The organism is Caloramator sp. (assembly GCF_020054765.1).
Classification (GTDB): domain Bacteria; phylum Bacillota; class Clostridia; order Clostridiales; family Caloramatoraceae; genus Thermobrachium; species Thermobrachium proteoclasticum.
In genome coordinates this window covers 1-13,607 of sequence record NZ_JAIHAO010000002.1, presented here as the reverse complement: position 1 = coordinate 13,607, position 13,607 = coordinate 1, and the positions used below count along the sequence as shown (strand labels likewise).

Sequence of the window (13,607 nt, the reverse complement as noted above, 5' to 3'; positions counted from 1 at the left end):
AAAACTCACCTCCTATTTACCTATACAAAAATCACTAAATATTCTATCTATAATATCCTCTGCAGCTGTGTCACCAGTAATTTCACCAAGCTTTAAATATGCATCCTTATACTCTACAGAAGCTATATCCAAAGGAAGTCCTAATTCAATTGTTTCTATTCCCTTTAATATACTCTCCTTTGCCCTAAACAATATATCCTTATGCCTTACATTAGTAACAAATATATCCTTAGACTTTACCTCTCCTGAGAATACAAAATCTTCTATTTTTTGCTTTATATCCTCTACGCCCTTTTCTGTATTAATAGAAGCAAAGACTATATTTTCTTCATTAAAATTACTTTTTATTATATCTAAATTCAGTTCCATTGGTAAATCAATTTTATTTATTACAACTATTACCTTTTTATTTTTTATAAGTTCTATTATCTCTAAATCCTCATCATCAAGTGGCCTGCTCGAATCAATCATAAATATAATCAAATCAGACTTCTCTATATATTCCTTTGATTTTTCAACACCTATTTTTTCAACAATATCCTGTGTTTCTCGTATTCCTGCTGTATCTATAATTTTAACAGGAATTCCCCTTATGTTTATATACTCTTCAATAACGTCTCTGGTTGTACCTGGAATATCTGTTACAATAGCCCTTTTTTCCTCTAAAAGTGCATTAAGAAGAGATGATTTACCTACATTTGGCTTACCTACTATACTTGTATTCAAACCTTCTCTTAGTATTTTTCCTGTTTCAGCATTTTTAATCAAATGTTCAAGTTCTTTTATTATTTCATTTGAATCGTTAATAATCTTTGATGAAACAACATTTTCAATATCATCTTCTGGAAAGTCAACTGATGCTTCAATATGAGCAAGTATGCCTAAAAGTCTATTCATTATATCTTTAATCCTTTGAGATAGTTTTCCTTGTGATTGTTCTAATGCAATATGCATACTTTCACTTGTCTTTGCTCTAATTAAATCTATAACTGCCTCTGCCTGAGACAAATCTATTCTCCCATTTAAAAAGGCCCTCTTTGTAAATTCTCCTGGTTCTGCAAGTCTTGCACCATTTTTCAAAACTAATGATAGAATTCTCTTTACTGCAACGACACCACCGTGGCAGTTAATCTCTACTATATCTTCCCTTGTATATGTATTTGGAGCCTTCATATAGCTGATTATAACCTCATCTACCTTCTCATCTGTATTTGGATCTATTATAAAGCCATACATCATAGTATAAGACTTCATATCCTTTACATTTTTTCCTTTATAGCTTTTAAATATCTTTTCAATAATACTTAAAGAGTCTTTTCCCGACATTCTAACAATTCCAATTCCACCTTCTCCAACAGGTGTAGAAATTGCAGCTATAGTATCTTCTAAAAACATAAAATTCACCTCTATAAGTGTAGTCATTATATATTATACCAAAATATAAAGAAACAATAATCAATAAATATGCCTGCCATTTGGCAGGCATATTTATTATCTTTTTAAATCAATTACAACTTTTCTAAATGGTTCTTCTCCTTCACTATAGGTAGTTACATATGGATGATCCTGTAGTGCTGAGTGAATAATTCTTCTCTCATAAGGATTCATTGGCTCAAGCTTTACACACTTATTCGTCTTTTGAACTTTATATGCAAGCTTTTTAGCTAAACCAATGAGTATCTCTTCTCTCTTTTTTCTATAGTTTTCTGCATCTAATATAACCTTTTTATGTTCAGATTCTGTATTATCTTTGTTTATAACTAAACCTACTAAAAATTGAAGAGCATCTAATGTTTCTCCTCTGTGTCCAATTAATACTCCTAATCTTTGACCTACTAAATTAATCTTAAGCACATCATCTTCATCTTTAATATGTATTTCACATTTAACACCCATCTTATCTAAAACATCTCTCAAAAAGTTCTTAGCTATTGCTGCATAATCCTTTTTTAAAGTAACTTTAACTCTTGCTGGCTTTGCACCAATAAGTCCTAATATACCCTTACTTCCCCTATCTAAAATTTCAACATTGACCGAGTCACCTTTTACTCCAAGTTCCTTTAACGCCGCCTCAATAGCATCCTCAACAGTTTTTCCTGTCATTTCAATAGACTTCATAGGCCCAAATCACCACCCTACTTCTTAATCGCTAAAGCTTCCTGTTCCTTATTTTTTATCCTGTTTATTATGAAATACTGAATAGCAATTTGTATTATATTACTTATTATCCAATACAATACAAGTGCAGCCTTAAAATTAATAGATACCCAAGTAATAAATAGTGTCATAAATATATTCATTTGCTTTTGACTCTTTGACTGTGGATCATCATTCTTTGGAGTCATCATTATACCTTGTATGTATGTAGTTAAACCTGATAATAATGGAAGTATGTACAACGCATCCTTTTGCCCTAAACTTTTAATCCATAAAAATCCTACATCGTTAAATCCTGTATATCTATAAATAACGTTATACATTGCAATAAATATAGGGAATTGAATAAATATCAACAAGCATCCTGAAAATGGACTTGCTCCCATCTCCTTGTAAAGTTCCATTTGCTTTTGTTGTAGTTTTTGAGGGTCCCCCTTATACTTTTCTTGTAACTCCTTTAATTTTGGCTGCATCTCAGTCATCTTAACTTGAGATTTTGTTTGACTTATTGTAAGTGGTAGAAGTATTAGTTTAATTATAGCTGTAAATATAAAAATATCCAAAAAGTAAGCAAGACTTAAATTTTTAACCCCTAAGCTTACAAAATTATGGATTAGATTAAAAAAACTTGTTAAAGCTGAATTAATACCTGCCAAATAAATTACCTCCTTTATGGAACAGGATCATACCCACCCTTATTAAGTGGATGACACCTTAATATCCTCCTTATAGCTAAATATCCCCCTTTTAAAGCACCATATTTTTCTATTGCCTCAATAGCATACATAGAACATGTTGGATAAAATCTACAGCTTGGCGGCTTTAAGGGCGATATATACTTTCTATATAGTTTAATTATAAAAATTAAAAATTTTCGCATTATTTCCCCTCTTTTATCAGACCTACTCGTTTCATAAGTCCTACAACAGACTTTTCTACTTCACTATAATTACTTTTCAATATACCAACTCTTGCTATAAATATTATATCATATCCTTGCTTAAAAATAGACTTATTTTTTCTAAAACTTTCCCTAATTAATCTTTTATATCTATTCCTTACTACACTCTTACCTACTTTTTTGCTAACAGATACACCAATTCTATTATAATTATTTCCATTTTTGCTATAATACATAACTAAATTTGAATCGCTAACTGATTTGCCTTTTTTGTATATCAATCTAAAATGAGCATTCTTTTTTATTCTCTCTTCTTTTTTCATATTAATCCCTCAGATTTTTAAAAACATATATATTGAATAAAAAGGCCACGAATCGCGGCCTTATGCTGTCAATCTCTTTCTTCCTTTTCTTCTTCTTCTTTGTAGAACTTTTCTTCCATTCTTAGTCTTCATTCTCTTTCTGAAGCCATGTTCCTTTTTTCTTTGTCTCTTTTTTGGTTGATATGTTCTTAACATCTAAATGCACCTCCTTTAAAAATAATATTTATCTCAGGATAACATTTTCAAAAAGGCATATTACATAAAAATTATATATTTATGTCTCGTTAATGTCAAGAAATACTTTGATGTTGATAATTTTTTATTCACATATGTGTTTTTTGTGGATAACTATTGCCTGTGAATAATTAATTTGATAATATATTTATACGATGTGGATAATTTTATATGTTTTTGTTTATTTTTTGTGGATTATGTAAAGTTATTCACATTCTGTGGATAAGCTTGTGAATAACTTGTTGAATTTTTATTTATTGTTTACTGTAATCCTTTAAAAAATCTATTATTTCTGTTTGTTAATTGTGTTGATTTTACTTTGTGAATAATTTAAACCATATTTTAAAAATAAAATATTTTTTCACATTCTGTGAATATCTTTTTGTTTTTTTGTCAACAACTATTTTTTGATTATTAAATTGTGAATAACTCTGTTAATATATATTTTTCGATTTAATTATTACAAAAAATTTATTTAAGAACAGGAGGTTTATTATGGGCACAGACATCCATTCTCTCTGGGAAAAAACTCTAAATATAGTAAAAACAGAACTTACAGAAGTAGGTTTTAATACATGGATCAAATCTTTAAAGCCCATAAAGTTAACGCAGGATGCCTTCTATTTACTTGCTCCAACCGAATTTTCAAAAAACATATTAGATGCAAGGTATAAAGATTTAATAGGTAATGCCTTTAAATTAGTTGCTTCTAAAAAATACGAAATAAAATTTGTTTTGGAAACAGATGATGTATTTAAGGAATTAGACATTTCATCTCAAAAAACTGATGAAGCAACTTCAAATAAACAAAGTGCTGAAGCTAAGCCTAATCAATCGAACGATGAGCTTACAACATCTACATTAAATCCAAAATATACCTTTGATACCTTCGTGGTTGGAAATAGTAATAGATTTGCACATGCTGCATCTTTAGCTGTAGCAGAGGCTCCAGCAAAGGCATATAACCCTCTATTTATATATGGAGGCGTTGGTCTTGGTAAAACTCACTTGATGCACGCAATCGGGCACTACATTTTAAATAATAACCCTAAAGCAAGAGTAGTTTATGTGTCCTCTGAAAAATTCACAAATGAACTTATAAATTCTATTAAGGATGATAAGAATGTTGAATTTAGAAATAAATATAGAAACGTTGATGTCCTTTTAATTGACGATATTCAATTCATTGCAGGAAAAGAAAGAACCCAAGAAGAATTCTTCCATACATTCAATGCACTATATGAAGCAAATAAACAAATAATTATTTCAAGTGATCGACCACCAAAGGAAATTCCTACATTAGAAGATAGATTAAGATCACGTTTTGAATGGGGTCTTATAGCAGACATACAGCCACCAGATTTTGAAACAAGAATAGCTATTCTAAAGAAAAAGGCTGATATGGAAAATCTACAGGTTCCAAATGAAGTTATGGTCTATATTGCAAATAAAATTCAATCAAATATTAGAGAGTTAGAAGGTGCTTTAATTAGAATTGTTGCATTTGCCTCTCTTTCAAATAAAGAAATAAGTGTAGAACTTGCAACAGATGTTCTAAAGGACATAATATCCAATAAAAACAACAAACAAATTACAATTGAACTAATCCAAGATGTAGTTGCAAGCTACTATAATCTAAGAATAGATGACTTTAAATCAAAAAGAAGGACTAAAAATGTAGCATATCCAAGGCAAATTGCTATGTATTTAGCAAGAAAATTAACCGATTTATCTCTACCTAAAATTGGAGAAGAATTTGGTGGACGTGACCATACAACTGTAATACACGCATATGAAAAAATATCTGAGGACTTAGAAAAGGACGATGCTCTAAAGGAAACAATAGATGAACTAATTAAAAAGATCCATCAGAAATAATTCACACATGTTAATAATTGAAGTTTATTATTTGTGGATAGTTGTATTTTAATTTTTAATCTCTTTATAATGTGGATAAAATTAAGATGTTTTCATCAACTTATCCACAAATTATTTTTTTATCAAATTATTCTTCTTTCTTGCTTTGACGTAGTTATCAACATATCAACAGTACCTATTACTATTACTACTAAATTATTGTTTATAACCTCTATCTATAATAAAAAATTATCCACTGTGGATAAAAGGAGGATTTACTCATGTGGTTTATATGTGAAAAAGAATTATTACAGGAAGCAATAAATACAGTTCAAAAGGCAACTTCAACAAAAACAACTTACCCTATTCTTGAAGGAATTCATATAAGGGCAACAAAGGACAATAAAGTAACATTTACTGCAACAGATTTAGACCTTGGTATAGAAACATTTATAGAAACAGAAGTTTATCAAGAGGGAGCAACAGTTGTTAACTCTAAGTTATTTGGAGAATTCATTAGAAAACTTCCAAACGACAAAATAATAATAAAAATGGAAAATAATAATGTATATATAACTTGTCAAAAGTCTGAATTCGTGCTTTTAGGAAATAATCCAGATGAATTTCCTAAACTTCCAACAATAAACGAAAATTCCATGTATGAAATTTCACAAGATTTAATAAAAAGCATGATTCGTTCAACTATTTTTGCTATAGCACAGGAAGAAACAAGACCTATACTTACAGGAGTTTTATTTGAAGTTAAAGATGGAAAATTAAGCTTTGTTGCATTAGATGGATATAGATTAGCATTAAAAAGGTATGATATAGATTCAGAGAATGAAATAAGTGCTGTAATACCAGGAAAAACTTTAAATGAAATATCAAAGATACTTGAGACAACAGATGAAAAGGCAAAGATAACTTTTACACCAAATCATATATTATTTAACCTTGGAAATACTAAAGTAATATCAAGATTGTTAGATGGCGAGTTTATAAATTATAGTCAAATAATTCCTGAAGAGTATAGACTAAAGGTTAAAGTAAATAGAAATGAACTTTTAGATAGTATAGAAAGAGCATCTCTGCTTGCAAGAGAAGGAAAGACTAATTTAATTAAATTTGATATAAAGGATTCCAATATGATAATAACTTCAAACTCACAATTGGGTAAAGTTTATGAGGAAGTTAATATTGAACTTGAGGGTGAAAATTTAAAAATTGCCTTCAATTCAAAGTATTTCTTAGATGTTTTAAGAATAATAGATTCAGATGAAATTTATTTAGAATTTACTACAAATGTAAGCCCTTGTGTAGTTAAAAAATGTAATTCTGATGATTATATATACCTTGTATTACCTGTTAGATTAGTTGAAGAATAAGATTAAGAAAGCAATGGGGGATAGTCCCCTTGCTTTTTATCTTTAATTGAGGAGGTTAAATAAATGGAACAAATATCTATAAATACAGAGTATATAAAATTAGACCAGCTACTAAAATGGGCTAATATTGCAGATTCAGGAGCCTTTGCTAAACTTATAATTCAAAATGGAGATGTTAAGGTTAATGGTGAAGTTGTTTTAAATAGAGGCAAGAAAATTTATAAGGGAGATATAGTTGAAGTTGAGGGTGTAGGAAGTTTTAAGGTGGTATAGGTGGGATTATGTATATAGATGCAATAGAACTTATAAATTATAGAAATTATGAAAAACTTGAACTTAAATTAAACAATAAAATAAACATATTTGTTGGAGAGAATGCACAGGGAAAAACAAATGTTTTAGAAGCAATGTATTTTTTTAGTGCATTAAAGTCCCATAGAACCAATAAAGACAGAGAGTTAATCTTTTGGAATAAAAATAAAGCATATATTAAGGCAGATGTAGTCAAAAATTTAGGTAATTATAAATTGGAGTTTTTGCTTGATATAGAGGGAAAAAAGCAGATGAAGTTAAATGGAGTTAAAGTAAATAAATCAACTGATGTTTTAGGAACATTAAACACAGTAATTTTTTCTCCCGAAGACTTAAAGTTAATAAAAGAAGGACCTTCTTTAAGAAGGAGGTTTATAGATAACGAATTAAGTCAGATAAGACCAAAGTATTATTATATATTAAATCAATATAATAAGGTATTAATGCAGAGAAATAATATTTTAAAAACATTGATGGTTTCCCCTTCTAATAGGACTACACTGGAAATATTTAGTGAACAGCTTGCTGACTATGGGAGCATAATAATTCAAAATAGAATTGAATTTATAAAAAAGCTAACTTTAATAGCAAGACTTATACATAGAAAAATTACAGATGGTAAAGAGGAACTTGAAGTTTTATATAAAAGTGATATAAATGTTAATACAACACTTAAGGGAATCAAGGAAAATTTACTTGATTATTATATTAAACATATTGAAGATGATATAAAAAAGGGATTTACTTTGGTTGGACCTCATAGAGATGATTTGGCCATATTTATAAATGGGATAGATGTTAGAAATTTTGGCTCTCAAGGGCAACAAAGAACGGCAGCACTTTCTTTAAAATTATCTGAACTTGAAATTGTAAAGGCAGAGGTAGGGGAGTATCCTGTACTTCTTCTTGATGATGTACTTTCAGAACTTGATCCTAAAAGACAGTTTTATTTACTTAACTCCTTGAAGGATATACAAACAATTATCACTTGTACAAGTATTAAGGACATAGATATTAAGAAATTTGCCGAAAAAAGCATTTTTGAAGTTGAAAGAGGAACTATTGTTCGATTAGAATAAAAAATGTTGTTTATTTTGTGAATTAGATTTATAATAAATATGATTTTGATATAGGGAGGCTTTTTTATGTTTCTTCATTTAGGAGAAAATGTAGTAATTCCTTTAAGTGAAGTTATTGCTATCTTCGATATAAATTCTACCTTCAATTCTGATACAAGAAATTTTTTAAAGATAGCAGAAGAAGAAGGATTTGTTAAAAGAATTACAGATGATCCACCAAAATCCTTCGTATTAACAGAGAGAAATAAAAAAAGTATAATTTATCTTTCTCCAATATCTTCACTTACTCTGGTAAAAAGAACAGGGTTTTTGAATGAACTATAAGAAGAGGTGAAAAGAATGAGTAGTAATGTACAGCAGTATAGTGCAAATGAGATACAAGTTCTGGAGGGGCTTGAGGCTGTAAGAAAAAGACCTGGTATGTATATAGGTAGTACAGGACCTAAGGGACTTCATCATTTAGTTTATGAAATAGTTGATAACTCAATAGATGAAGCATTAGCAGGATATTGTAGCAATATTGAGGTTATTATACATAAGGATAACTCAATAACGGTAGTAGATAATGGTAGAGGTATACCAGTTGATATACATCCAAAACTTAATAAGCCTGCAGTTGAAGTTGTATTTACGGTTTTACACGCAGGTGGTAAGTTTGGAGGCGGAGGATATAAGGTATCTGGGGGATTGCACGGAGTTGGTGCTTCGGTAGTTAATGCCCTGTCAGAATGGCTTGAAGTTAGGGTTAGAAGAGATGGTAAAGAATACTATCAAAAATATGAAAGAGGTAGAGTGGTTTGTGATTTAAGGGTAGTAGGAGATGCAAATAGTACAGGAACTACAGTAAGCTTTAAACCAGATGCTGAAATATTTGAAGAATTAGAATATGACTATGATACTTTAGCCCAAAGATTTAGAGAGCTTGCATTTTTAAATAAGGGAATTAGTATTACTATAAAGGATGAAAGAGAAGAAAAGGAAGAACAATTCCATTATGAAGGTGGAATTAAAGAGTTTGTAAAATACTTAAATAGAAATAAAGAGGTTTTAAGTGAAGAACCAATATATGTAGAGGGAGTAAAGGATGATGTAATAGTTGAAATAGCACTTCAGTATAATGAGAGCTATAACGAAAATATATTTTCCTTTGCAAATAACATCCATACTCCTGAAGGTGGAACTCATGTAAGTGGATTTAAAACAGCACTTACGAGGGTTATTAATGATTATGCAAGAAAATATGGATTCCTTAAAGAAAATGATAAAAATTTAGCAGGAGAAGATACACGTGAAGGTTTGACAGCAGTTATATCGGTAAAAATTACAAATCCTCAATTTGAAGGTCAAACAAAGACTAAACTTGGTAATACAGAGGTTAGAAGTGTTGTTGATACAATTGTTGGAGATAAAGTTGCAGCCTTTTTAGAGGAAAATCCTCATGTGTCAAAGATTATATTAGAAAAATGTATAATGGCCCAAAGAGCAAGAGAAGCAGCAAGAAAAGCAAGGGAATTAACAAGAAGAAAATCTGTATTAGATTCCACTTCTCTTCCAGGTAAGCTTGCAGATTGTTCAGAAAAGGATCCAAAGCTTTGTGAAATATATCTTGTTGAGGGTGATTCAGCAGGAGGTTCAGCAAAGGGTGGACGTGATAGAAGATTTCAAGCTATTCTTCCTCTTAGAGGAAAAATAATGAACGTTGAAAAGCAAAGATTAGATAAAATATTATCATATCAAGAAATAAGAAATATGATAACAGCTTTTGGGGCAGGAATTGGAGATGAATTTGATATAAGCAAAATTAGATATGATAAAATAATTATAATGACAGATGCCGATGTGGATGGTGCACATATTAGAACGTTGTTATTAACATTCTTCTATAGATATATGAGACCTCTTATTGAGGAGGGACATGTATATATTGCACAGCCACCACTTTATAAAATAACTAAGAATAAAAAGATTCATTATGCATATTCAGATAAGGAACTTGAAAAGAAACTTAATGAAATTGGAAGAGATAATGTCGAAATACAAAGATATAAGGGTCTTGGTGAAATGAATGCAGAACAGCTTTGGGAAACAACTATGAACCCAGAAACAAGAACACTTCTTAAGGTTGAAATAGAGGATGCAGTAGCAGCAGACGAGATATTTACTATACTTATGGGAGATAAAGTTGAACCAAGAAGAGAATTTATACAGAAAAATGCTAAGAAGGTTCAAAATCTTGACATATAATGAGGTGAAAAAATGGAAGATATAAGAGAGAAAATTGTTTCAGTCGATATAAAGGATGAGATGAAGAAATGTTATATCGATTATGCAATGAGTGTTATTGTAGGCCGTGCACTTCCAGATGTTAGGGATGGGTTAAAGCCTGTTCATAGAAGAATTTTATATTCAATGCATGAATTAGGATTATATCCTGATAAGCAGTATAGAAAATCAGCCAGAATCGTTGGGGATGTTTTAGGTAAATATCATCCACACGGTGATAGTGCAGTTTATGATGCAATGGTAAGACTTGCACAGGATTTCTCAACGAGATATCCTTTAGTCGATGGACACGGAAACTTTGGTTCCATTGATGGTGATGGGGCAGCTGCAATGCGTTATACAGAAGCTAGGCTTTCAAAGATTTCAATGGAACTTTTAAGGGATATAAACAAGGATACTATTGATTTTATAGATAACTTTGATGGTACTGAAAAGGAACCATTAGTTCTTCCTTCAAGATTTCCAAATCTTTTAGTTAATGGTTCATCAGGTATTGCTGTTGGTATGGCAACAAATATACCACCTCACAATTTAGGAGAAGTTATAGATGGTCTTGTTGTATTAATAGATAACCCTGAAGCTACAGTTAGAGACATAATGTCTAAGATAAAGGGTCCAGATTTCCCAACAGCAGGAGTAATATTAGGTAAAGAGGGAATAAGACAAGCATATGAAACAGGAAGAGGAAGAATTACTGTAAGAGCAAAGGCTGAAATAGAAGAAGAAAAGGGAAAACATAGGATAATAGTTACAGAAATACCGTATCAGGTTAATAAAGCCAAGCTAATTGAGGATATAGCAGAACTTGTAAAGGATAAGAAAATAGAAGGTATATCTGATTTAAGAGATGAATCAGATAGAGAGGGAATGAGAATTGTTATTGAATTAAAGAGGGATGCAAATCCTAATGTTGTTTTAAATTTATTATATAAACACACAAAAATGCAGGATACCTTTAGTGTAATAATGCTTGCATTAGTAGAGGGAGAACCTAAAATACTTAATTTAAAAGAGGTTTTAACTCACTATTTAGAATTCCAAAAGGTTGTTATTAGAAGAAGAACTCAATATGAGTTAGATAAGGCAGAAGCAAGGGCTCATATTTTAGAAGGTTTAAAAATAGCACTCGATCATATAGATGAGGTTATTAATTTAATAAGAGGATCAAAGACGGTTGATGAAGCAAGAAGTGGGCTTATGTCAAGATTTGGGCTTTCAGAAAAGCAAGCTCAAGCTATACTTGATATGAGACTACAAAGACTAACAGGTCTTGAAAGAGATAAAATAGAACAGGAATATGAGGAGCTTATTAAAACAATAAATAGGTTAAAGGAAATTCTTGCAAATGAAAGATTAGTTCTCAACATAATTAAGGATGAGCTAATTGAAATAAAACAAAAATATGCAGATGAAAGAAGAACAAAAATAATAAATAGCACTGAGGAAATAAATATCGAAGACCTAATTCAAGAGGAAGAAGTTGTAATAACCATCACTCATGCAGGATATGTAAAGAGAATACCAATTGATACTTATAAGAGTCAAAAAAGAGGTGGAAAAGGTATTCAAGGTATAACAACAAGAGAAGATGATTTTGTTGAAAACATATTTATAACTTCAACACATAATAACATACTATTCTTTACAAATTTAGGTAGAGCGTATAAATTAAAGGCCTATGAAATACCAGAAGCAGGAAGAACTGCGCGTGGTACAAATATTGTAAATATATTACCTTTTAGCCCAAGAGAAAGAATACAAGCGGTTATAGCAATAAAAGAATTTAATGAAGATAAGTTTATATTCTTTGCAACTAAGAATGGAATCGTTAAAAAGACAGCATTAAGTGAATTTAGTTCTATTAGAAGAAGTGGATTAAATGCTATAAACCTAAAGGTTGATGATGAATTAATTGGAGTTAAATTAACTGATGGAGATAGTAAAATAACAATAGTAACTCAAAACGGGTATTCAATTACATTTGAAGAAAACGACGTAAGATGTATGGGAAGAACAGCAGCAGGGGTTAGAGGAATTACATTAAGAGATAATGACGTAGCTGTTGCTATGGATGTATTTGAAGAAGACGCTGATTTACTTGTTGTTAGTGAAAATGGATATGGAAAGAGAACTCCATGTACGGAATACTCTGTCCAAAATAGAGGTGGAAAAGGGTTAATAACATATAAGGTAACAGAAAAAACTGGACGTATAGTTGGAGCAAAGACAGTAAAAGACAAAGACGAGATAATGCTTATAAATAGCAATGGAGTAATAATAAGATTAGAGATTGCACAGATTTCAAGAACAAGTAGAAATACAATGGGAGTTACCTTAATGAAAACCGATGCAGACCAAAGAATTGTGTCTATTGCAAAAATAATAAATGAAGATAGTGAAGAAGAATAATTAATAAAAAGGGTAGATATTCTATTTGAATGTCTGCTCTTTTTACTTTTAGTGAGAATTTATAATAAGATATTATTTTATTGATAAAATAATTCAGATTATTGACAAACCTGTTCGTTAGCTAAAGTATGAAAAAAGGCCCATAAAAGGGTTTTAAAATGGTATATTTTATGAGCTTTAGCAATTATTGCTTTTCGACTTTGAAAAAGTCCGTAATTCGGCAAAGGACGTGCCGAGCCGAGCGGCCATCAGGACGATGGCATCGCGAGGGTAGGACTTTTTCAAACAAAGAAAAGCTTAGAATTGCTTAAGCCGTAGAACGAATGCCCAAGAAATCCTTCATGGGGCTAATTAATATATAACTTTTTCAACAGCCTGTATTGTTTTATTGATAAAATAATTTTGATAAGTTATAAAAAATAATAAATTAGTGTTGACAGAAGAAGATTTTAATGATAAAATATATAACTGTCAACGGCAAGGAAGTAAAAAATAAAAATAAAAATAAAAAATGAAAATTGTTGTTGACAAAATAAAATTACTGTTATAAAATAAAACATGTTGAATGACGGTCCTTGAAAACTGAACAGCGAGAGCGAACGTACCAAATAAGAAGCTAGGTTATAACATGAGAGTTTGATCCTGGCTCAGGACGAACGCTGGCGGC

The 13,607-nt window shown here is 30.5% G+C and carries 13 protein-coding genes; 7 read left to right on the top strand and 6 right to left on the bottom strand.

Translation table 11 applies throughout. The annotated features are described in order from the left end of the window. Window positions 1-12: 12 nt before the first annotated feature. The 6 genes from mnmE to rpmH form a co-directional block, all read right to left on the bottom strand. Window positions 13-1,395 (bottom strand): tRNA uridine-5-carboxymethylaminomethyl(34) synthesis GTPase MnmE, encoded by a 1,383-nt coding sequence (mnmE, locus tag JG776_RS01025; RefSeq protein WP_291963991.1) that lies wholly within the window; start codon window positions 1,393-1,395, stop codon window positions 13-15. Window positions 1,396-1,491: 96 nt separating this feature from the next. Next, window positions 1,492-2,118: an RNA-binding cell elongation regulator Jag/EloR gene (gene jag, locus JG776_RS01020; RefSeq protein ID WP_291963990.1), complete on the bottom strand. Its 627-nt coding sequence runs from the start codon at window positions 2,116-2,118 to the stop codon at window positions 1,492-1,494. 17 nt (window positions 2,119-2,135) lie between these two features. Next, a complete protein-coding gene (gene yidC, locus JG776_RS01015; protein WP_291963989.1) occupies window positions 2,136-2,813 on the bottom strand; it encodes a membrane protein insertase YidC in 678 nt (225 codons plus the stop codon). Between the two features lie 14 nt (window positions 2,814-2,827). Continuing rightward, window positions 2,828-3,037: a membrane protein insertion efficiency factor YidD gene (gene yidD / locus JG776_RS01010; RefSeq protein WP_027308714.1), complete on the bottom strand. Its 210-nt coding sequence runs from the start codon at window positions 3,035-3,037 to the stop codon at window positions 2,828-2,830. Further along, entirely contained in the window at window positions 3,037-3,381 is a 345-nt protein-coding gene (rnpA, locus tag JG776_RS01005) for a ribonuclease P protein component (RefSeq protein ID WP_291963988.1), read from the bottom strand. The genes yidD and rnpA overlap by 1 nt, the downstream gene beginning before the upstream one ends. 60 nt (window positions 3,382-3,441) lie before the next feature. Next, window positions 3,442-3,576 (bottom strand): 50S ribosomal protein L34, encoded by a 135-nt coding sequence (rpmH, locus tag JG776_RS01000; protein ID WP_018664108.1) that lies wholly within the window; start codon window positions 3,574-3,576, stop codon window positions 3,442-3,444. Window positions 3,577-4,110: 534 nt separating this feature from the next. Between rpmH and dnaA the strand changes: the two genes are divergently transcribed. The 7 genes from dnaA (at window position 4,111) to gyrA (ending at window position 12,940) form a co-directional block, all read left to right on the top strand. Continuing rightward, complete coding sequence (gene dnaA, locus JG776_RS00995) at window positions 4,111-5,493, top strand: chromosomal replication initiator protein DnaA (RefSeq protein ID WP_291963987.1); 1,383 nt, start codon at window positions 4,111-4,113, stop codon at window positions 5,491-5,493. Window positions 5,494-5,753: 260 nt separating this feature from the next. Then, complete coding sequence (dnaN, locus tag JG776_RS00990; RefSeq protein ID WP_291963986.1) at window positions 5,754-6,857, top strand: DNA polymerase III subunit beta; 1,104 nt, start codon at window positions 5,754-5,756, stop codon at window positions 6,855-6,857. 63 nt (window positions 6,858-6,920) lie between these two features. Continuing rightward, entirely contained in the window at window positions 6,921-7,130 is a 210-nt protein-coding gene (locus JG776_RS00985) for an RNA-binding S4 domain-containing protein (RefSeq protein WP_027309365.1), read from the top strand. 8 nt (window positions 7,131-7,138) lie between these two features. Beyond that, window positions 7,139-8,248, top strand: a complete 1,110-nt coding sequence (recF, locus tag JG776_RS00980) for a DNA replication/repair protein RecF (RefSeq protein WP_291963985.1) — start codon at window positions 7,139-7,141, stop codon at window positions 8,246-8,248. A gap of 66 nt (window positions 8,249-8,314) precedes the next feature. Further along, entirely contained in the window at window positions 8,315-8,572 is a 258-nt protein-coding gene (gene remB / locus JG776_RS00975) for an extracellular matrix regulator RemB (protein ID WP_291963984.1), read from the top strand. Between the two features lie 15 nt (window positions 8,573-8,587). Further along, complete coding sequence (gene gyrB, locus JG776_RS00970) at window positions 8,588-10,492, top strand: DNA topoisomerase (ATP-hydrolyzing) subunit B (protein ID WP_291963983.1); 1,905 nt, start codon at window positions 8,588-8,590, stop codon at window positions 10,490-10,492. Window positions 10,493-10,504: 12 nt separating this feature from the next. Next, window positions 10,505-12,940, top strand: a complete 2,436-nt coding sequence (gyrA, locus tag JG776_RS00965) for a DNA gyrase subunit A (RefSeq protein WP_291963982.1) — start codon at window positions 10,505-10,507, stop codon at window positions 12,938-12,940. Window positions 12,941-13,607 lie beyond the last annotated feature (667 nt).

Coding starts and splice junctions, on each gene's coding strand:
- jag (WP_291963990.1), bottom strand. CDS start 2,118: ATGAAGTCTATTGAAATGACAGGAAAAACTGTTGAGGATGCTATTGAG.
- JG776_RS00985 (WP_027309365.1), top strand. CDS start 6,921: ATGGAACAAATATCTATAAATACAGAGTATATAAAATTAGACCAGCTA.
- recF (WP_291963985.1), top strand. CDS start 7,139: ATGTATATAGATGCAATAGAACTTATAAATTATAGAAATTATGAAAAA.
- remB (WP_291963984.1), top strand. CDS start 8,315: ATGTTTCTTCATTTAGGAGAAAATGTAGTAATTCCTTTAAGTGAAGTT.
- dnaN (WP_291963986.1), top strand. CDS start 5,754: ATGTGGTTTATATGTGAAAAAGAATTATTACAGGAAGCAATAAATACA.
- dnaA (WP_291963987.1), top strand. CDS start 4,111: ATGGGCACAGACATCCATTCTCTCTGGGAAAAAACTCTAAATATAGTA.
- gyrA (WP_291963982.1), top strand. CDS start 10,505: ATGGAAGATATAAGAGAGAAAATTGTTTCAGTCGATATAAAGGATGAG.
- rpmH (WP_018664108.1), bottom strand. CDS start 3,576: ATGTTAAGAACATATCAACCAAAAAAGAGACAAAGAAAAAAGGAACAT.
- yidD (WP_027308714.1), bottom strand. CDS start 3,037: ATGCGAAAATTTTTAATTTTTATAATTAAACTATATAGAAAGTATATA.
- mnmE (WP_291963991.1), bottom strand. CDS start 1,395: ATGTTTTTAGAAGATACTATAGCTGCAATTTCTACACCTGTTGGAGAA.
- rnpA (WP_291963988.1), bottom strand. CDS start 3,381: ATGAAAAAAGAAGAGAGAATAAAAAAGAATGCTCATTTTAGATTGATA.
- gyrB (WP_291963983.1), top strand. CDS start 8,588: ATGAGTAGTAATGTACAGCAGTATAGTGCAAATGAGATACAAGTTCTG.